This window comes from Candidatus Amarolinea aalborgensis, from assembly GCF_900491745.1.
Taxonomy (GTDB): domain Bacteria; phylum Chloroflexota; class Anaerolineae; order SSC4; family Amarolineaceae; genus Amarolinea; species Amarolinea aalborgensis.
The window spans coordinates 1-20,058 of sequence record NZ_UETR01000009.1; the positions used below are offsets into that span (position 1 = coordinate 1).

Sequence of the window (20,058 nt, forward strand, 5' to 3'; positions counted from 1 at the left end):
CTCCGGTCGGCCGGCGCGCGCGCGCCGACTCCGCCGCGGTCAACGCCTGGATCCGCCGCGCCAACTCCAGCCAGGTGTGCGGCTGCATCTGCTCACTCGGTATGTTCGCGAACTCCTCCACCGTAATCTTCGCCAGCGCGCCCAGCGCCGGGATGCCGGACACCAGGTCAGCGCCGCTCAGCGTCGGCACCGGCCCGCCGCTCACGGGGTCAATGCGCATGGCGATCGTGCCGCCCGTGGCGATCACGTGGATGGTCGGTTTGGAATGTGGACTTCTCTTACGCTCACTCATGATGACCTGCCTGGCCTGTGGCCGTTGACGCGCGGCGCGGAATGTTGATGGATTGATCACTACAACCATTTTTAGCACATTTCTACCCGCTTGCCAAAAAGGCGCGTCAGAAAATTCAAGCAAAGTCAGCAAAAAGGTCGCCGCGGGCAAGTCGCCAACGCGCTGCGTAACGCTCCTTTAACGATTGCGCGCTACGGTACAAGCATCGCGGTCATTCGGCTGCCATCAACGTCTGTTGGTTTTGCCCTAACTCCGGTTCGCCTTTCCTAACCGGGACAAGCTGAACCCAAATTGCTCACGCCAAGGCGCAAAGAACGCCAAGAAGAAAAACCTTTGTGAACTTTGCGACTTTGCATAAGTTTTCTTGCTTTTTCTGCAAGAAGTCAACTTGCAAGATAGCAACTGAGGTGCATCCGAGACGATCGTGATATTTCATACGTGATCTGCCTGCCTCTGGATATACCAATGATTTGGGTTGTACAAGCACAATGAATCGTAAAAGATGAGAGACTTCTGAGAGTAAGATGGAAAACATCTGAGGCGCTCTTGTGTTATAGTGAGAGTAGGAAATGATGGTCGTTGAACAAGAACAGCACACGGAGCGACGTGATGAGCATCAAGCACTTGAACGTGGGCGAATTACAGCTGAACATTCGGGACATCCTGGAAGGGATCAAGTTTTGAAACGAACGCCACATCATCATTACCTAGCAGACCAATAGCCGGAGTCAACATCAAGGAATGAGAGCGGATGAGCCGAAGTATCGATCAGCAGCCCATCATTTAGTGACAGCCCGCCGGAGGCAGATCAACGGCGGTCGGTGGAAAGAGCAATGTGGTGGATGAAAATCATCCGTGGCGAGAGCGATTTGCACTAATCTAGCGTTAATGCTATATTCTCAACAAGCTGTGAATGCTACCCTGATCCCCGCACTTGCTGTTCGACTAGTCTTCATGTTCGTGCACAGCCGCGCACTCCCACGCCCTTACATTGAGATGTAACGCAGTAACGGCTATGCTTGGGAGCAAACTGGAGTTTACACCACATCTCGATGCGCTAACAGAACAGAAGGTCAGACTAAATGACATCACTTTTCCTAAGACTCATGGATGCCGATAGACGCAGTGAGTTGGCCGAATGCAAGGTCGATTTACTGGTAGGGGTCAACGAACAGCAGATCTGCGACAAAGTCATGGAGCGTCTTGACCAACTCGGTTGGCAACCTGTTCCGAACCTTAGCCACTGGCTTCAGTCGGCGCAAAGCGAGAACCATCAAGCAATTCAAAGGGTGATGCGTGGAACTACGGGAACCATATCCGTTGCAGTGAATCCCAAGCCTTGCCCCAATTGCGTACAGCATCAGGAGGCGATTCGCCAGCTTCGGAACGCGCTGCATGGCAACAAGCAGATTGTAGAACGCGTGCGTCAAATTCTGATCGATGCAAGGCGATTGAGCCACAACGAAATAGCCCCAGAACGGTTCGCTGATGCTATTTCTGGTGCGCTACACGACCTTGAAACGAAGGAGAACGCATTGCGCGACGTCGGTCTTGCTCTAAGCTCAACTCCAGGAAGCGAAGCAAGTTATGCAGATAAAATCCACTTGCTTGTCAGGGAAAATCACGAAAAGAATCGTGAAATCACAAGACTCGAGCAAGCCAAGGATGACCTAAAGCAGTCTCTTGCGTTCACGGAGGGACAGTTAAAGACTAAGTCAGGCGAAGTGCAGAGATTACGAGAAGAAAATTCGCGGCTAAAAAACGAGGTCAAAGACACAGGACGGCCTGCACCTCATTACGCGAACATGCCCAAGTCGTCTAGCGAAGATCATCTCTGAGGAAGACTGTGATGAGTACACTTGCCGTAGGATCCGCATCGAGTATCGCAGCCCCCCTGGTCGCCGCCGCAGTGGCTATCGCCGGTGCAGGTGTGTTGGTGGCGCGTGAGAGCGCCAAGGCAATTTTGGCGTGCGGCAGTGAACTGAAAGCCATGGCGGATGAGAATCTGGCCTTGCAGCGCCAGTTACGCGCAGCCGCGGCGAACTACGAGCGTGAACAGCTACAAGCTGCACACGCGCAACGCCAGCGCAATGCCGCTAAACTGCAACAGCAGGTCGAGCGTCAACAAGAACTACAACTAGAACGATCGAGACGACTGAAGAGTTCGAAAGAACTTGTGACAGCTGGCGCAGACTCACAATCCGATTGGGCCGCGGTCGACCGTATGCGTTCACAAGTGATACCAGACTCGCGACCACAGAACATTACCTTCGAGATGGCGAGTGGCTGGCCACAAAAGGTGCGGCATCTTCGAGCCTGGACAGACCGGCTTCGTCAGTGCACTGATCGTTTTGCAGACGGTGCCAACGCCCATCTATTCGATGTCAGTGGCCTCATTGAGATGAATCGCAAACTAGACTCCAGAATAGCAGGGATGGAGGTGCAAGCAATCGACACTGCCCTGGGGAAGACGCTACCTTCCGTGGCGATTTTCGAAGAAACTGTAGCGGTAGCGTCCTATCTGGAACGCCGCTTGAAGGAGATGGAGGCTTTGGCGCCAGAACGCCAGAAACTGCGACAAAGAGCCATAAAGACGCTTTGGCAGGCCCAGGAGGCGTTGCACACTGTACTTAATGCTCCTGACGCAGACACTTACCTGGGCAGTGTGGAGCACATCAGCCGCATCTTGGACGACGCCGAACGTGCGTTATCGAAAGCCGAGTTCACGAGCGCCATCTCAGGCGCGGAGGCTGTGTTGCGTCATCTGCAATCTGTGCGCGAAACAGGGCAACGCCTGCGCCAGCGTAACCTAATGCTGCTACTGAATGATTGGCAAAAACGTATGGAACCCCTGGCTCAGTTCTCGGAGCTGAAACCTAAGGTCGAAGAATGGCTGCGAAAAAACACCGATGTTCGCGCTCTGCTTGAACGAGATATCGCGTCGGCCTGGCTCCAGGCCGATCAAGCGGGCGGGTTGCTGGATACAGCAGAATCTCTGTTTCAGCAAGCCACAGACTTGCTGCTGCGCGCAACCGCCGAACTCTTGGCGAAGAATGCCGGCGAATGCCTGAGTGAAATGGGATATCGGATCGACACTCGGTCAGGCGATGGCGTACGAACCTTGATCGGGCGCAAGCCGGACGGAAAGGAATTCTATTTGACCATTGATGATTTGGATGAGATGGCATTCAAAGTAGAGGGCCATGGCAACGAATCTTGTAAAACGGCCTTGCGCGAGTTCATGGATAGGCTGAGATCGAAAGGGGTAGGCGCTTCGTACCAGTCTGAATTCTCACTCGGCCTTGCTACCCAACAACTTGTCCATCTCTTGCAGAGCAAGGGTTTTGATGTACGGATCGAACCTGCCGAGGACGGAGTGACGATTCTGGCCGAGGGGCAACCTGCTCTGACTGGCAAGATCAATTTCGATGGCGTCGTGCCTTCCAGCCTGACTCCGCAAATGCTCGACCTGTGGCGGCGACAGGTGGAAGAAACACACGAACCCGAGCCTGCCAACTCCACTAGTGAAGATGAGTGGTCTAAAGCACAGAAAGCGTGGGCAGACATGCAACCCTATCGTCTGAAGGAGGCGGCATGAATGGTGCTGTGGATCGAGTGCATGCGATCGCTGAGCTACTGGCAGCCGATCCTCCGCCCGCCCAGCGAACGATGGAGCGAGGCTATCTCCAGATATCGATGACCCATCAGGGCCAACTCGAGATGCGTGGTACGCGGGGCTATGTCGAGTGGCTGTTGTATGAACTGACTCGACGAGGATGGAGTCTCGAGATGGACAATCTACGTTGGTGCGGATGATCATAGGGGGGTTGACAGACGATGAGTACCACACAGATATCCGATCAGACTCCTTCAGGAAACCAGGAATCTAAGACTAACCGCTATCGCAACGACGTTCGACCCTTATGGTATCGCGAGATGGTGCAGGCGCGGGACGACCTAGGACGATGCGTTTTCTTGCTTCATTTCAATGTGGATGATTTGGTGTTTGCTCAGAACCTGGCACCCGACTTTCCTAACGATCTGTGGACGGTGAGCGAGTACATTGCCTATCGCCTGGCAAAAGCCAAATCTTTGGCGCTCTCTTACTCGTTGCACGATGGCCTCAGGGTGCATACGCGCGAGGATTTGGAGTCGGGAAGCGCAGCGCCCAGACCGACGAATACTTGGGAAAGCAACAACTCACCATCGCAATTGTGGCAAGATACGGCAGACCATGCCGCTTCACAGCCCTATGCGCTGATACGAGCGCAGGCGAGCCCGGGACGTTCTGGTCATGACGATCCGAAAACCCCACACGAGTGGCGTCATCCTGACAACGTCTTTCCCCTATTTTCGCGTGTGCTGCTGCATGATTATCATGTAAAGGCCAACACGAATGGTTCGGGGACGAGCGGCAGCGAACAGACGGAAAAGAATATGAGCGTAGGTGTGCTGATCGAGCACCTTCAGCATCTGGTCCCAGCCCCCAATGGTCCACTCGCCGCTCATAACTCGGCTGCTATTATGGAAGCTCTGCACAATTGGTCGAGCGATCCCTACCTTGCCTTACGCAAACACGTGGTAGTCTGCATCACGCCCGACTTGGCGGCTTTGCACGCCGAGGTGCAGGGCGGCAACAGTCGTCTGAGCATTCATCGTCTGCCCATGCCCGGGCGGGATGACCGGAAGGCATTTGTGGCCTGGCTGGTCGGCTTCGATGAATACCGACTCCCCGCGGACGCGGACGACGCGAATGAGACAGAGGCGATCGATAAGCTGGCCAACGGGTCCGCGGGCATGAATCTGCGCGAATTACGCGACTTCGTTCGCTTTGTCAACCTGCACCCAGATGCCGACTGGAGGACGCGTCTGGCAGAGCGTCGCGCGGAGATTGTGAGTCGCGAGAGCGATGGCTTGTTGAGACCGCAGGAGCCCAAACACGGCCTTGCCGACATTGCCGGCTATGACTATGTCAAAGAACAGTTCGACCGCCTGCTTCCCCGTTTGCGTGAGGGTCGTGCTGACATTGCCGGCATCCTCTTCGTTGGCCCACCTGGCACCGGTAAATCCTACTTTGCCGCGGCTTTGGCGCGTGATGCAGGTGTGCCGATGTTCGTGATGCGCAACGTGCGCAGCATGTGGGTGGGCGAAAGCGAACGCAACTTTGAGCGCATTTTGGAGGTGGCGCGAACCCTGGCGCCGGCCGTCATCTTCGTTGACGAGATTGACCAGGCTTTCATGAGTCGCTCGAGCAACCGCTCCGATAGCGGCGTCGAGCAACGCTTGTTAGGGCGCCTGCTGGAATTTATGGAGGACAAAGGCAATTTGGGCAGGGTTTTGTGGATCGCCGCCAGCAATCGTCCTGATCTGCTTGATGCCGCGCTCCTCAGTCGGTTCAAGTTGCGTATTCCATTTCTGCTCCCAGATGAAGCCGCTTGCCGAGATCTGTTGGAAAACAAGTTGCCTGCTCAAGCAGGCTTCCGCTGGCAGACTTCGATTTGGAATGAGTGGATGACAAAGTCTGTCGTTGGCCATTATTCTGGCCGTGAGTTGGAAACAATGGTGCGCGCGGCTTTCTGGCGCGCCGAAGACGACGCGCATCACCTGACTTCGGCAGGCAATGGTGCCTGGCGCGAGCAGCGCAGCGCGCAACTTGCAGTCTTAGGGCTGGAATTGCCCCCTCGACCTATTGAGCAGCGCGGAAGCAATGGAATGACAATGCCTTATGCTGATCCGGTTTATCTGCAAGAAATCTTGCACACCTCGAATCCAGGTCACGATGAACGAGAGTACGTGCGTCAATCCTTGTTGGCATTACTGGGCGCGCCCTTCAGCACGCCGGCTCTAGCGCGGGCTGTCCGTACGTCTCTGCCTGACGCTATAGGAAAAGCAGTGGTCTCAGACGATAACCGCATCAATACCCAGGAGATTGCTGCGTTCCTAGATGCACAGACCAATTTTTCACGCAAACAGAGTGCTGGGTCATGAAGCTTGCGCTTGCCTTGGCACTCACTCTGGTTCTGTTAGGGTTGCACATCTCAGCGCCAGAGACAGCGTTGGGCGAAGAAGTTGGTGAGTCAGCGCCCGTTGATATCGTCATCGTATTGGACGACTCGGGGAGCATGGCTGATTGCACCAATCCATGGACGCCCAACAACGACAAATGCACCAGTGGCCAAATTCCGCCGAGCGACCCACTGGATTTGCGTTATAGCGCTGCTCGCCTACTGGCGACCCTCGCTGACAGCGGCGATCGTATTGCCGTTGTTAGGTTTGCTTCCAGGGTGGAAGGGGTTGGCGCATTAGGAAAGCTCACCGCCATGGGTGGCCCTGAAAACCGCGCAGGTCTCATTTCATCCTTGAACGCCCCAAAGGACTATAGCGCCCACGGCGAGACGCGTATTGACCTGGGCTTCGCGAAGGCTGTAGACATATTTGCCGGCCAGCAGGAACCTGCAAGAGCTCGCTACTTGCTGTTTCTAACCGATGGCGTACCTTACGGGGGCCAGGATCAAAATAGGGCGGTGCGAGGTTCAGCAGCCGCATTGCGACGAATGGGTGTTCAGGTGTTCTCCGTCGTTCTCTGCAACCAGAATGCAGGCTGTCCCGAGGGAGCCGCAACGTTTCTGGAAACGAATGCAGGCGTCTCAGCCAGACTTGCACAAAATGCTTCCGAGTTGTTACGAGAGTTTAGCGATATTTTCGCATCTATCAAGCCGGAGATCCACGTGGTAGACCGACGTAACAAAGATGGCAACCTGGAGTTTTTCACGCGCGAAACACACGCGGCGCGACGCATTGCTGTTGTCGCCTCTGTAGGTGAATTGAACACTTTGCGTCGTGATGATCAGCCAATCACAACTGAAAAGGCATTACATGATAGCAACATCGAGGTTCAATTGATTGAGAGCAGCGCCTTGCCTGCAGGTCGCTGGGTAGGGGTGACTAAAGATGGAGGTGCTTTTGTTGTTGCTAGCACTGACACCTATCCTAAGCTGCTTTCGCCACCTGCCTCCATTGCCGAAAATCCTGCCTCCGTTCGCTACGCGCCATCTGACAAGCCGACGCTGCTGATGGGGGGTATCCATGGACCCGCAGGCGAAGACCCCTTGTTGCTGGATGGAACCACTCCGCTCAAACCGTTAACCACAGATGGTCAGATTCGATGGATAACCGTGCCACCTGGACGCAAGGACATCATGTTGCAAGTGGGCAGCGACGCCGCGCCCCTCCAAATCATCAAACACTTTGCTATCGAAACGCGTTCAGACCTGCCAAAACTTCAGGCCGATTCACCGTCGGCGGCCGCAGGCTGCATCCCGAACGGTCCATGCCTGTTTCAGGCATCATTTGGTCCTGGTCCTGACGTCACAGAGTTGCGCGGGCATGTTTATGTACTCGATCAATCGCTGGATAGCCAGCCCATACACGACGCAGGCTTGGATTGCCAAGGTCGGAGTTGCAGCTACAAAGGATTCGTCCCCACAGATGGCCACACTTACGCCATTTATTTTGTTTGCGAAGGCGTTAGTCAGGGCGTACATTTTGGAGATTGGACCGAGACTAGTTTGGTGATGGAGCCAGCGGTCTATGTGCGCGGCCTGCCCGACCCTCTGAATCTGGGTCAACAACCTCTTGACGGTTGGCCTGTGACCGTCATTGCCGGGACAACTGAAGATTTGGGACGGTTGACCGCTGACCTGTCCTTGAATCGGGCGGGGAATGGAGCACCAGTGAACGGCATTACAGTAGTATTCAGCGTTGATATTCGAGGTGCTGGCCAGCAAGCGGCAACTCTCAAAGTTGACTTTCCGATTGATATAGCACCAGGCCAGTACGAGGGCACGCTCAACTTCAGTACAGAGCGTCAACCCACTGGGGTGCGCCTTCCGCGGTCCGTGAGGGTATTCAGGAATGTTGCCACACCCACAGCAGTGATTGATAGTAAGGACGTTGATTTCGGCAAAGCAAATTTTGAAATCAGCGGCGAACCGGTCAAAGCGCAAGCCGATCTTCCGATCAGTTTTAGAAATGGAGACCCCTTCGCCGTGCAGGTCACCGAGTTCAATAGCGCCAACTGTCCAGGGCTTCAGCTTACAGCGGGCGCCCCTACGAGCGAGGGCAAGTTGCCATTGCGATTATTCACAACCGGTCAAACACAACTCCTGCCAGGCGTCTGTACTGGGACTTTTGCGTTGGCGGCGCCGGATGCTAACAGCACCGTCGAGAAGGGGACGAACCTAACCTGGAAACTCGAAATCGCGCCACTAGCCTGGGCCTTCAAGGGAGTACGTGGGTTTGATGGTCGTGAGGGGCAGGATTTTCGGGCTGGTGACATTGGCCTTCCGCAAGAACGGGCGCGCGGGGAATTGCTTGTCTACTTTACGGGAAATCCCAACTTCCGCCTCGAGGCATCGGACTTACACGCAGGTGGCGGCGTCAGTAGTATTGGCGCTGAAAGCCTGGAACTTCTTTTTGGTGAACCGAAGGCGGGCACCGAGGAAAACACCTACCTGGTACCAGTGGATCTGGTAGTGAAGGAATCAATCAATTATCACCCCTTATGGGGCACGACGTACAGCGGCGATTTCAAATTGGCCGTGGCGGGCTTACCTGGAAAGCCCGTATCAGTTAGTTTCCGTTTTCGCAGCCCCAGTTGGTTACAACGCCATTTCTTCAAGTATTACCGGCTATGGTGGCCAGGGATTGTCAGTTGGCCATTGACGTTGTTGTTTCTGTTAGTCGTTACCTTTGTGATGTTGCGTCAGCGTGCAAGTCGGATCGAGAAGCAAGTAGCTGCACAACCCGAAGCCTCGCCCAACCCACCTGAGTCATCCAAGCCATCCTTTCCTGCACCGCCGCCTCCATCATCCCCACCGTGGAGCGTAAAGCCATCAACACCATCACCGTTCGGGAGATATTCATCTACCTCCCCAGACCGTCCTCCGGCACCCTTCAGCGGTCCTAGGTCGACCGGAAGCGCATCGCCACTTGGTGGTTCATCAGCGCCTACCAGCTTTTCAGGCGCTCCCGTTCCCGGTTTCGGCTCACAGTCATCAAAGCCTGGTCCAGGCAAATCTTCTGCCTCCACCTCACCCTTTGGCGAGGCGAAGTCAGGCCTAGCGAAGCCATCTAAACCACCTTGGCGCTAATTTAACCTTTACTCATGTTTTTATCGTTCCGGCTCGGAGGAGCTCATGTCTGATCCTACACCAACTTCGTTACCTGCTATCTATCCTACGCTGGTCATTGGCCTCGGCGGTGCCGGCACGAATGTTGCCCGCCATGCCAAACACCGCTTTCTGCGATCCTGGCGCGCTCATCCCAAATCCAGACCGTGGGACGACTTGCCGGACGTCCTCCAAGTGTTGGCGGTGGACACCGAACCCTTGGTCAACAAGATGGGGGAGACGCCGCTCTATTTTCACGAGTACGCATTCCTGGGCAAATTCGACGCGACCAAATTGGTGCAGAACCGCCATAATCACCCATACTTATCTTGGTGGACACTGGATGATCATGACATTCCGCTAGGCTATGTTCACAACGGCGCCAAACAATTGAGACCGATCGGCCGTCTGGCTTTTTTTCGGAACTACGTAACGTTCAAGAGGCTGATGGAAGATAAAGTAACCAATATGCTGGTGTTGCCCGCCGTCCAAGAAGCCGAGCACCGAGGCTTCGACGTGATGCGCGATCATCGTTTGATCTTTATTGTGTCCAGTCTGTGTGGGGGCACGGGCGCAGGAATGTTCATGGATGTTGCGCACCGTGTCCGACATCAGGTGGGATCGAATGCCAGCATTATCGGCATTTTTTTCATGCCTTCGGTTTTCGAGCGCACGATCAGCAGCGATATTCAGAAACGGCGCATCCGCGCTAATGCTTACGCAGCGCTCAAGGAACTCGAGTATTTTCATGAGAATCAAACGTTCAAAGCCCTCTATCCGAGCGAGCAGGTTGCCTTGCCAGAAACCCCCTATCGAGCTTTCTCCCGTATTTTCCTGGTCGAAAGCACTAATAGCGAAAAAGTTGCCCATTCGGGCAAAGACGCTGCTGAGCAAATGGCAGCTCATCTTATCCACTTGATGGCATTCTCGGCTTTGAACAAGGACATCCTCGGCCAGGATGCCAATGCTCATGCTTCTGAAGAACGCGCCACATCTGGCAGTCACCGCAATTATAGCGCCTTCGCGGCGGCAGCCCTCGTCCTTCCGCGTGCAGCGATGTGGAATTTTCTCTTGGCTGCGACAATTTGGGTTTCGGGCCAGCGTCTGATGGCAGGTGTCACGGAGGACCTAACAGGTGAACAGAAATGGCGGAGCTACTTGGAGCTTCGAGATAGACTCAAGGATGCGTTTCGTAAATATGCGGTTTCCGAGGATGAGCTGCAACATCTGCAACAAGACATGACTCGCAACGATGGAAGGTGGCTTGCCTTTGAACAGGTACTGACCACAACGATGATAGCAGTGCTAGAGAGGTACGGCATACAGGGTCTATCTGAAGTTGCGCGACGGCTCAGTTATGGCGAAAGTGATAGCGACTTGCACCCTGAGGACGTCGGCCACCACGATCAGTTTCCACTGGAAGGGGTCGAGGAGCCTGTGTCTCCGCCGAGACTGAGTTGGCGCGAGTCTCTGTTTCCTAATCAGACTGAATCGGAACGGCGCCATAATGAACAAGCTCGCTACGAGAAAGCATTAATTAGCTTTCGACTTCTTGAAACGGCGCGCACCGCTTGGGCGCAATTACTGGAAAAAATGCGTAACATGGCCGAAGCTTATAAGACGGCAGGGGAGATTGCAAATGCTGCTATCATTGAGGCTCAGAAGCAAGCCGCAGAACAGGCGAATAAGGCACGACAGCAACTAGATCCCCTCCGTCCAAACGACGGCGCCGAAGCCAGCACAATTTACGAGATGGAAACCGGCGCCATGCGCGAAGAGTATGCCGATACGCTCTATGAGCATCTGGATGGTCTGCTTCGTCAACCAGCCGCCAGCGACAATGGCTCAACCGGTTGGGAAACGCTGCATTCGCGTCTGTGCAGTATCATCTTGCCAGCCGGGGCTCGCCAACCATTACGGGTAGGCGTTGGTGATCTAGACAGAGTGGTGCGGGAGGTCCTCAGCCAACCACCGCTTAACGGGTTGTACTCCAAAATGTCGAGCGAGTTCGACATCCGCAGTGTTTTCTATATTCAGTACGCGCAAGAGCGGCAGCGAGCGAATGGAGGCATTCCTCCCTATTTTGCACCGAAGCAGGTCATGGGCAGCCATGTTCGTCCTTTCGCTTTTGCCGACGCTGATCTGCGGCCATTTAGTTATGCTGACGTTGATCCGATTCCTCTTGTCAGTGTGCCGGGCGATGGAAAGGAAGCCAAAGGCGAGATTGACGAGGTCTTCGCCCAAGTGATGAAGGATTTCGGCGAGTTCAGACAGGTACGCACTGGCGACCGCGACCGCATCGATGCCTGTTACATCGTGCACGGGTTGCCTCTGGAACTGATCAGCTCACTACCAGAACTACACACACATTATCATGGGGGCGAGTTCCCAAAGGCTTTATTACACCTACAAGCCGAATGGGTGGATCTGCCTGATGTGTACACACCGCCCACTCAAGGACAAGAGCAGACACAACGGGCGTCTGCAACAAGTGGCGGGCAAAAGATGACAGGTTCATCGACTTCCGGTACACCGCCATCGCCGGGTGCAGGGACATCTTCGACTAGCAAGTCTTCTTCCACCCAGCCTCCGTCTTCGTCAAGCGACCTTTGAGTCATCGAACCATGTCCACGACCGTTACCCGTAACCGCGCAGCTGTCATTTGCTTTGGCGCCTGGGGCTTGCAGACTATGCTACACCTGGTGCCACGCGTTCGCTTTCTGCAAGTGGAACGCCGGGCGCTTGGGCTCGAGAAAGAATTACCCGACTTGGACAGGCTTACAGCCTTTGCCGCTATCATGCCGGGTAATGCAAAAGCTAACGACGGCAGCGCGGCGATAACCACTGCACCGCCATTCACCATCGTGCGTCCCGATCCCAACCGTTACCCAACGCCTTTTTACGTCGAAGACCGCCTACTGGCAATAACGGGTAGGATTCACGGTAACGCCAAAGGCACATACGCCGAACAACTCGGTCGAGAACTGTTGCAGCGAGCATGTGAGGATAACTATGTGCAACCATTGGTACTGGGCCGTCCCAGTAGCATTCTGAGTCAGAAGGCACCCAGCACCAATGCCCGCGCCAAGGCTTTTCAATCTGCTTTGCTTTGGTCTGAACCGGCTGTGCGGGCATTAGCACAAGAGGTGGTAGAGCCAACTCGTTTCGACGACGTGCAGGTGCTTGATCCCTTTGTTCAGACAACTATCTATGTTGTCGCCAGTCTGGCTGAACCACTAAGCTCAGCCTACGTGTGGCCCATCATGGCAGCCATGAAGCTGGCCTTAGGCAATCGAAACGTAGCTCGCATCGTGGGTCTCTTTGCCACAGGCTCTTTCGCCAAAGACAACAGCCAGGCCTTAGAAGAAGCCAACGCACACGTTGCTCTGCGCGAACTGGAGGTTCTTACAGGTTTGGGCCGCTGGCGCGGCAAGATGGATAATACTGAAACCGCTAGCGCTGCCCCAGGTGACAGATACACGGATACAGTAACACCAACATGGGAATCGCTAGTATGCGAAATCGGCGGTGCAAGCTGGCAGGCTCGCGTCGGTGAGCCTATCTTCCATCGAATCTACTTACTGGATCGCGAGAAGAGCAGTCAAAGCCTGGCGAGCGATGCCCAGCATTTGGCGGTTCTGGCTGGCAACGCGATCGAAGCCTTTTTGGTGGCCAATGACCCATTCCTCATCGAAACACACTTGGGGCCAGATAGCGAATTAGGCTTTGCCTCTCCTTACAGCCTGCTTGGCGCTACCAATGATTACGTACCTTTGCGCGACTACCTTTACGCAGCCATCAATGAGGAGCAAAAACGAATCGTCAAAGACTGTGTGTTATTTGAAGGCGATGCATCGCCAACTCGAGCGACCCTGCATGATTTGCGCGCCGATGCGACCGACGCCGTAGCCCGCCTATTGCGACCACATGCTCTACGAATGCTCGAACCCGAGCCTTTGCCGGAACGGGAAGGGCGGCGATTACAACGTTGGCTGCGCAATCTGACCCGACGCCTGCAGCTTAGCTCGCCAGAACCTATTGCCCCACGCGAGGATTGGCTGCCTCCTCTGCGCGTACGCGAAAGCTATTTGCTTCCTGAGAGCTTTCTAGACGAGATGATGCGCAGCAACACCTTGTGGGATTGGCGCGCACACTTCGAGACGCGCGTTGATGAGGCACACATCGAGTTGGAACAGAATCTTACACAGCAGGAATTCGAACAGGTATGGGGTTTGTCCCGATATGACGCCGAAATCAGGGCGCTCGAAGCCGAAATCGAACCTGAGAATCAACGCACAGCTGCCGCTGGCGCTACTCGACGAAGGCGAGGTGTTCGGGGGAGTCAGCCTGCGTCCGAACAAAAGAGGTGGGCTGACCTTCGTGTAAGACTGGAGGGTGATCAGTGTACGATTGGTGAGCAAACCTGGGCCATGCGTCACCAAAACGATGCACGTGTCATTCCTCACGCCATTTTCATGGCGTTACACCAAGCTATTGTAGACATTTGCGCAAGGCCGAATGGTATCCTGGACGCTCATGCAAGGATCGATGCATGGAGAGATGGGGTCAAGATCGTTCTGGGCCGTCTTGGCGAGGCAGAACGGGATCTGGGTGACGAACGAACGTGGCATGAGAACTTCGAGATGCGGGAGCATAGATGGCGCCGGCGTTTCGTGGCAGTGGCCAACCATGTGCCTCATCGCAGCGCTATTTGGGTACGCGCTGTGTTGGCCGCTGGCTTTGTTTCATTTCTCCTTTTCGATTGGTTGCTCTACGAACGTTCGCTTCAACTGAGCAGTTGGCAAACGGCATTGGTTGGGATGAGTTGCGCCGCGGTGGCCATGTTACTAGGTATGGGACTGGAAGGCGTACAGCGATTGCGTGTGCGTCGCCTACAACGGGAACGCATTCAGTTGGCTCAGGAAGAACTATCTCGGCGGGTGAACGATCTGATCGTTCGTAATCTGAAAGGCGTCTACCGGCAGCTCGACGACGATTTGAAACGCATTGATGAACAAATAAGTGAAACGATTTCTTACTGGCGTCGTCGCTCAGAACCGCGCGACGAGGCTCCCCACAGTCCCAGCATACCGATTCGACAGGCACACACAAGCCAGAGATTGTGGGAAGATATACGCGGGTTGGTGCGTGCTGAGGCAGATCGCGAGGGACAAACTTCCGAAGAAGGATTTCGCCAGACGTGGTTGCGCGATGGACGAGATTTGCGCCTTTGGCAACAGTTGGGAGACTCTCTTGCACAGCATATTCGTCTTGCTCTCGAGCGCGGGCTTAATCGGGCGGAAGCGGAGGAATACCTGACGCGATTGGAAGCAGTAAAGCGCCTGGCCGAAGAATTGGCGACATCATCTGGTAATCAGCCTGACACAAGCCTTCGAGAGCGGGTCGACGCCTTGGAACAGGACATTCGCACTACATGGTTGAGTCAAGAATGGTGTCCATATCGGAATCCCAACAAAACTCGCTGCTCGGCATGCCACACTCCTACAGGCTGTGCCCTGGCCACCCATCCCACCCAGTCAACGGGGTCGGAAACAAGCGACCACCGAGAAGCGCCGCTGGATGGGTCTGTTTTGCCTCTGGCGGCGCTCATCGAGGAACGAGCAAAGGCGGCTACAGCGCATTTGCTGCCGCCCCGAGGGGTAGAACAAGCTAAACCTGAACTGTTACGCTCGCTACTACAGCATTACGACATCGAGTCGATTCTGCAGCGAACAGGCATCAATAACTCCTACGGGTCCGAGCAGTCCCGGCTGATGGAATTCGTCGAAACAGCCGTAAGCCGGGGCAAGTTGTCGGCGAATGCTGATCTACACGACCCCCTTACCAAAGAGGGGATGCAAACGATCAACATTGATCTGGCCGTGACACGAGAGGGTTCTCGATCCAATCTACATCCTTACCTGGCGCAGCGTAGCATCCAAGCATTGGCCTCTCATGATCCGATCTCCCTATCGCTAATGCGCACTTTGCACGGCGTTCGATTGATGGATCTGACCCTTACCGAGCGTTGTCGACACGAGTATTGGCGACTTCAAGAGGATGATCAGAAATCTCTTGAGGTACATGATAAATTGGATGAAAGCTTACGCAAACAGGTATACCTTTTGCCTAGTGATGAGGAGCGAACAATGATATCGCTATACGATGCAATTAAGTACGCTCCGGAGATATGAAAGTGCAAAGCACTAGCGCTACAGATGTGGTCGTCTGCGATGTGTGTCCTCGGATGTGTCATTTGCATCCATCGCAAGTCGGTTGGTGTGGTGTGCGTATGCGACTGAATGACGATGTCGCGCCAGATCCCCGTCAAGGATGGACAGTTGCAAGTGTGGGGCACGTTGAAGACCATCCTCTCTTCCATTTCTATCCTGGAATGCGCACCCTCAGTGTGGGATCGGTGGGTTGCACAGCGGCCTGCACATTTTGCCAAAACTGGGAACTTGCGCTGGCGCCGACGCTCACACCATCTTGGTCACTTCGACGAACCTATTCTGATGACTATTTGCTCGAAATGGCACAAATGCGCCGCTGTGAGGCTATATCGTTTACCTTCAACGAGGCCGTCGTATGGATCGAGGGTGTAGAACGCTTGGCGCAGCAAGCAAAAGCTCACCATCTTCGAACCATTCTTGTCACCAATGGTTTCCTCACCGTGCATACGCTGGAGCGACTGTCTCCGTGGCTTGATGCTATTAAGCTTGACCTCAAAGGCTATAACGATGAGGTGAGCACATCCCAAGCCCGTATTGCTTTGGCTCCTATTCTCGGGATAATGGATATGATCCAGGCGCTTGGCCTCTGGATTGAAGTTTCCACTGTTATCGTACCGGGCATCCAGGACTCATCAGCAGCCGTCGCTGCGTTAGTCAATCACATTCTAGCTCATGGTGGGCCAGATGTGCCATGGCATTTGCAGCGGTTTTTTCCTGCATATGGTTTGGCAAATCAATCAGCGGGAGCCATCGCAGATCTACAAAGGATACGAATCCGGGCTTTAGAAATGGGACTGAAATATGTTTACATCAGCAATGTGCCAGGCATTGCCGAGCGTTCGACCCAATGCCACAGATGCAAGCAAGTCGTAGCATCGCGGCAGAATGCCATCGTACAGCGATTACCAACGCGTTGTCCCACTTGCCAGGAGCACTTCGTAGGTGTTGGGCTCACATAAGGAGAAGAATTGCGTATGCACGTTCTTAGAGCTATCATACGAATCATAGTTGAATCCTACACTATTACACGGTACGTGATCAGCGCTCTCACTTTGCTGATTATTTTGGTTTATTCTATTCTCTATCTGACCGGTTATGTGCCATACTATGGGAGATTGGCAGCTAGTTTGAATCTATCAGTTACGCTACTACTTGCGCTTCTATATGTTGCGGTTGCCTTGGTTGTCATCTTGATGTGGCATCTGCTCACAAGAGCAAACGCTCGCTCTTCATTTGCACGGATGGTTTATCGGCAAACAGATACAACTGGTTTACATTGGCTCAACTTACTCGTCGTGGTTATTGTCATGCTGGGTGTTTTTTCATTGCCGCAGCAAACCAAGATGGATCGGGAAGTTGTGACCTTTATCGCGTTTCTCGTGTTGGCGTCGATATTGTTTGACTATCTCCCGATACGTAGACCGAGACGGTGGCTTGTGCCACGACATGTGCGGTCGCGCGAGCAGATTGAGCAAACGCTAGATCAAGGCAATTGGAGCTTGAGTATTGGGGATCTCGAGGCCTATAACGAGTTTCCCATTCAATCCGATCAAGGCGATAATCAACTGCCGGATGGGATGTTCATTGAGATACCGCCGCGCTAGCGTAAGGGTTGTACAACCAGAGAGTATTTCATATTACCTTACACAGTGTCGGCGGGCTTTGCATCAGTTTGGGTAATCGTTGGTGTAGTAATCGGCATGGGTGAGTTGAACACTCTCGCACTGATGAGTTGGATATCCTGCTTTGCTCATGGTCCCTTGGTCTTCCCATGGCAATGGCCTCAATATACCAAAGCCCGGGAAGTTATTCTTTTGCGGGCCCTCAGCTCTCAGGCGATCTCCAACCCATGGGCGTCGAGCAGCGCGGCGTCGGCCAGAATGGCGGCTGTGGGGCCGTCGGCGACGACGCCGCCTTCGTCCATGACGACGGTGCGGGGCAGCAGCTCCTGCACCATGCGCAGGTCATGCGTGGCGACCAGCATCGCCTGCGGCAGCTCGCGCAGCAGGCCGATCAACCCGCGACGGGCGCGCGGATCCAGCCCGGCGGACGGCTCGTCCAGCACGAGCACGGCCGGCGACATGGACAACACAGTCGCGATGGCGATACGTTTCTTCTCCCCGGTGCTCAGGTGGTGCGAAACCCGCCGCGCCATGTGTCCCATGCGCACGGCATCCAGCGCAGCCTGGACGCGCCTCTGCACGTCGGCTGCCGGCAAACCCTGGTAGATCGGCCCGAACGCGACGTCATCGAACACCGTGGGCGAGAAAAGCTGGTCATCGGGGTCCTGAAATACCAGGCCAACCGCGCCGCGCACGCGGCCGAGGTTTTCATCACGCACCTCCAGGCCCGTAATGCGTACAGCGCCGGCGGTCGGCCGCAGGATGCCGTTGAGGTGCAGCATGAGGGTGGATTTGCCCGCGCCGTTTGGCCCGACCAGCGCGACCTTCTCGCCCTCGTGGATGGTCAGCGACACGTTGCGCAAGGCCGCATGCCCGTCCGGGTAGCTGAATGAAAGCGTCCGCACTTCGATCAGTGGTGTCATCACCAAGTCTATCCCCCCAGCAGGAATCCCAACAGCGTCAACAGCGCCAACAGCGTCAGTCCGGCAATCAGCACCAGCCACGCGGGCGGCGTGAGCCGCGGCAGCGCCAACGCGCGCACTTCCCCATCGTAACCGCGGGCGGCCATCGCCGCGTAGATGCGATCAGAGCGCTCGAACGCGCGTAGAAAGAGACTGCCGGCCATCCCGCCCGTCACCCGTGCGCGCCAGGCAAGCGTGCCGCCGCCTCGATCTTGGGCGTCGTTCACACCGCTGCGCGCGGCGCGCGCGCGGATCAGCCGCAGGGCCTCGTCAGCCAGCACGAACAGGTAGCGCCACATCAGCCCAAAGACCGCCACCAGCAGCCGCGGCAAGCGGATGCCGCGCATCGCCAACAGCAGATCAGGGAAGGAGGTGCTGGCCGCCAGCACGATCGCAACCTGGGCGGAGAGCCACGATTTGAGCGCGATGCTGGCGAATCGCTCGATGCCAGCCGTCGTGGCTATCAACGTCCAGGGGCCGAGCGGCAAGGAGGCGAGCGGCGTTGCGTCGGCGCCGCGTGTGGTGAAGATCACCGGCAAGGCCGCCAGCACGAAGGGCAGCGCCAACGCCGCGCGGCGCAGCACGTAGCCCAACCCCAGTTCCGAGAGAATCTCGATGACCAGGGCCAGCGCCCACAGCAGGATGTAGACCGGCCAAACGCCAATCGGCGCCAGCGCGGTCGCCAGGATGAACGCCAGCGTGAGCACCAACTTCACGCGCGCGTCGAGGCGATGCACCAGGCTGGGCCGGGGCCGGTAAGGGTCGAGGAAGCTGATGTGCATGGCGACGCTCTCAGGTCTCCACGCGCCGGCTGCGTCGGGTGTAGGCCACGGCAAACGCCACGCCAGCCACCAGCAGCGCGCCGACGATGCCGGCGACGATCGTGGCAAGCGCCTGGTTGGACAAGCCAGGGAATACGTAGTCAGGCATGATGCGATAGAGCGGCCCCTGTTGCAGGTTGAGGAAGCCTTGCTGGCCAGCCACCCATTCCAACCCGTCAGGATGGGTCGAGGCCAGGGGCGATGCGATCGCCAGCAGCACGGCGATGAGCAGTCCGCCGCCCCACACCAGGCGACTCCCGCCCCGTGGCGATGCGCCTTGTTGAACCAGGTCGGGCCGCGCGGCCGCGATGAACGCCAACGCGCCCAGGGTGATCAGCCCTTCGCCGATGCCGATCAGGGCGTGGATGCCGCCCATCGCAGGCACGGCCACATTGGCCGGCGAGGTGCCAGACAAAGCGAGTTCTAGCGCGCAGGCCAGCGCGGCGACGAAGATCGAGAGCCAGCCAGCGCTGAAGCCGCGCACGGCCAGCCCCCAGCGCCGGCCGCCGGCCAGCCGCTGAATCGTGCTGCTGGTGAAATGGGCCACGAACACGCCCACGATCGCCATGTTGACGATGTTCCCGCCCATCGCCAGCAGGCCGCCGTCCTGGAAGAGCAGCGCCTGCGCGCTGACCACACAGGTCAAGACCAGCACCGCGGGCCAGGGGCCGAGCAGGATCGTGGCCAGGGCCGCGCCCAACAAGTGGCCGGACGTGCCGCCGGCCACCGAGAAGTTGAGCATTTGGCCGGCGAAGATGCACGCCGCCAGCACGCCCATGAGCGGCGCCTGCCGTTCGCCTAATTCTTTGCCGGCCCGCTTGAGGGCATAGGCGATGACAGCGATGGCGACGATCCACAGGATGATCGCGACGGCCACCGACAGAAAGCCGTCTGGAATGTGCATCGGTTTGGGTGAGTAGAGCATAGCGCCTCCGGTCAAAAGGGATTGTTGGCTGAT

At 56.0% G+C, this 20,058-nt stretch carries 12 protein-coding genes; 8 read left to right on the top strand and 4 right to left on the bottom strand.

The genetic code is table 11. The annotated features are described in order from the left end of the window. A partial coding sequence (locus ACPQ6D_RS13195) for an asparaginase domain-containing protein (protein ID WP_423224800.1) occupies nucleotides 1–292 on the bottom strand: 292 nt, incomplete at its 3' end. Between the two features lie 1,082 nt (nucleotides 293–1,374). Between ACPQ6D_RS13195 and ACPQ6D_RS13200 the strand changes: the two genes are divergently transcribed. The 8 genes from ACPQ6D_RS13200 (at nucleotide 1,375) to ACPQ6D_RS13235 (ending at nucleotide 17,299) form a co-directional block, all read left to right on the top strand. Continuing rightward, on the top strand, nucleotides 1,375–2,130 hold the full coding sequence (locus ACPQ6D_RS13200; protein ID WP_423224801.1) for a hypothetical protein: 756 nt from the start codon (nucleotides 1,375–1,377) through the stop codon (nucleotides 2,128–2,130). 11 nt (nucleotides 2,131–2,141) lie between these two features. Continuing rightward, nucleotides 2,142–3,890: a magnesium transporter CorA family protein gene (locus ACPQ6D_RS13205; protein ID WP_423224802.1), complete on the top strand. Its 1,749-nt coding sequence runs from the start codon at nucleotides 2,142–2,144 to the stop codon at nucleotides 3,888–3,890. A gap of 377 nt (nucleotides 3,891–4,267) precedes the next feature. Further along, a complete protein-coding gene (locus ACPQ6D_RS13210) occupies nucleotides 4,268–6,280 on the top strand; it encodes an ATP-binding protein (RefSeq protein ID WP_423224803.1) in 2,013 nt (670 codons plus the stop codon). Next, the gene (locus ACPQ6D_RS13215; protein ID WP_423224804.1) at nucleotides 6,277–9,444 is read left to right on the top strand and encodes a vWA domain-containing protein; all 3,168 of its coding nucleotides are present in this window, start codon (nucleotides 6,277–6,279) and stop codon (nucleotides 9,442–9,444) included. Before ACPQ6D_RS13210 ends, ACPQ6D_RS13215 begins: the two co-directional genes overlap by 4 nt. Before the next feature lie 45 nt (nucleotides 9,445–9,489). Then, nucleotides 9,490–12,075: a tubulin-like doman-containing protein gene (locus ACPQ6D_RS13220; RefSeq protein ID WP_423224805.1), complete on the top strand. Its 2,586-nt coding sequence runs from the start codon at nucleotides 9,490–9,492 to the stop codon at nucleotides 12,073–12,075. A gap of 11 nt (nucleotides 12,076–12,086) precedes the next feature. Beyond that, nucleotides 12,087–15,656, top strand: a complete 3,570-nt coding sequence (locus tag ACPQ6D_RS13225; protein WP_423224806.1) for an AAA family ATPase — start codon at nucleotides 12,087–12,089, stop codon at nucleotides 15,654–15,656. Continuing rightward, the gene (gene amrS, locus ACPQ6D_RS13230; protein ID WP_423224807.1) at nucleotides 15,653–16,654 is read left to right on the top strand and encodes an AmmeMemoRadiSam system radical SAM enzyme; all 1,002 of its coding nucleotides are present in this window, start codon (nucleotides 15,653–15,655) and stop codon (nucleotides 16,652–16,654) included. The genes ACPQ6D_RS13225 and amrS overlap by 4 nt, the downstream gene beginning before the upstream one ends. Before the next feature lie 15 nt (nucleotides 16,655–16,669). After that, nucleotides 16,670–17,299 (top strand): hypothetical protein, encoded by a 630-nt coding sequence (locus ACPQ6D_RS13235; protein ID WP_423224808.1) that lies wholly within the window; start codon nucleotides 16,670–16,672, stop codon nucleotides 17,297–17,299. Between the two features lie 227 nt (nucleotides 17,300–17,526). Here the strand turns inward: ACPQ6D_RS13235 and ACPQ6D_RS13240 are convergent, their stop codons facing one another. The 3 genes from ACPQ6D_RS13240 to ACPQ6D_RS13250 are packed head-to-tail and all read right to left on the bottom strand — an operon-like array spanning nucleotide 17,527 to nucleotide 20,025. Continuing rightward, complete coding sequence (locus ACPQ6D_RS13240) at nucleotides 17,527–18,240, bottom strand: energy-coupling factor ABC transporter ATP-binding protein (RefSeq protein WP_423224946.1); 714 nt, start codon at nucleotides 18,238–18,240, stop codon at nucleotides 17,527–17,529. A gap of 8 nt (nucleotides 18,241–18,248) precedes the next feature. Next, the gene (cbiQ, locus tag ACPQ6D_RS13245) at nucleotides 18,249–19,061 is read right to left on the bottom strand and encodes a cobalt ECF transporter T component CbiQ (RefSeq protein ID WP_423224809.1); all 813 of its coding nucleotides are present in this window, start codon (nucleotides 19,059–19,061) and stop codon (nucleotides 18,249–18,251) included. 10 nt (nucleotides 19,062–19,071) lie between these two features. Then, nucleotides 19,072–20,025 (bottom strand): energy-coupling factor ABC transporter permease, encoded by a 954-nt coding sequence (locus tag ACPQ6D_RS13250; RefSeq protein ID WP_423224810.1) that lies wholly within the window; start codon nucleotides 20,023–20,025, stop codon nucleotides 19,072–19,074. Nucleotides 20,026–20,058 lie beyond the last annotated feature (33 nt).

What these genes read in the sequence shown, in the direction of transcription:
- ACPQ6D_RS13200 (WP_423224801.1), top strand. Translation starts at nt 1,375, where the DNA reads ATGACATCACTTTTCCTAAGACTCATGGATGCCGATAGACGCAGTGAG.
- ACPQ6D_RS13205 (WP_423224802.1), top strand. Translation starts at nt 2,142, where the DNA reads ATGAGTACACTTGCCGTAGGATCCGCATCGAGTATCGCAGCCCCCCTG.
- ACPQ6D_RS13235 (WP_423224808.1), top strand. Translation starts at nt 16,670, where the DNA reads ATGCACGTTCTTAGAGCTATCATACGAATCATAGTTGAATCCTACACT.
- ACPQ6D_RS13250 (WP_423224810.1), bottom strand. Translation starts at nt 20,025, where the DNA reads ATGCTCTACTCACCCAAACCGATGCACATTCCAGACGGCTTTCTGTCG.
- ACPQ6D_RS13215 (WP_423224804.1), top strand. Translation starts at nt 6,277, where the DNA reads ATGAAGCTTGCGCTTGCCTTGGCACTCACTCTGGTTCTGTTAGGGTTG.
- cbiQ (WP_423224809.1), bottom strand. Translation starts at nt 19,061, where the DNA reads ATGCACATCAGCTTCCTCGACCCTTACCGGCCCCGGCCCAGCCTGGTG.
- amrS (WP_423224807.1), top strand. Translation starts at nt 15,653, where the DNA reads ATGAAAGTGCAAAGCACTAGCGCTACAGATGTGGTCGTCTGCGATGTG.
- ACPQ6D_RS13220 (WP_423224805.1), top strand. Translation starts at nt 9,490, where the DNA reads ATGTCTGATCCTACACCAACTTCGTTACCTGCTATCTATCCTACGCTG.
- ACPQ6D_RS13240 (WP_423224946.1), bottom strand. Translation starts at nt 18,240, where the DNA reads ATGACACCACTGATCGAAGTGCGGACGCTTTCATTCAGCTACCCGGAC.
- ACPQ6D_RS13225 (WP_423224806.1), top strand. Translation starts at nt 12,087, where the DNA reads ATGTCCACGACCGTTACCCGTAACCGCGCAGCTGTCATTTGCTTTGGC.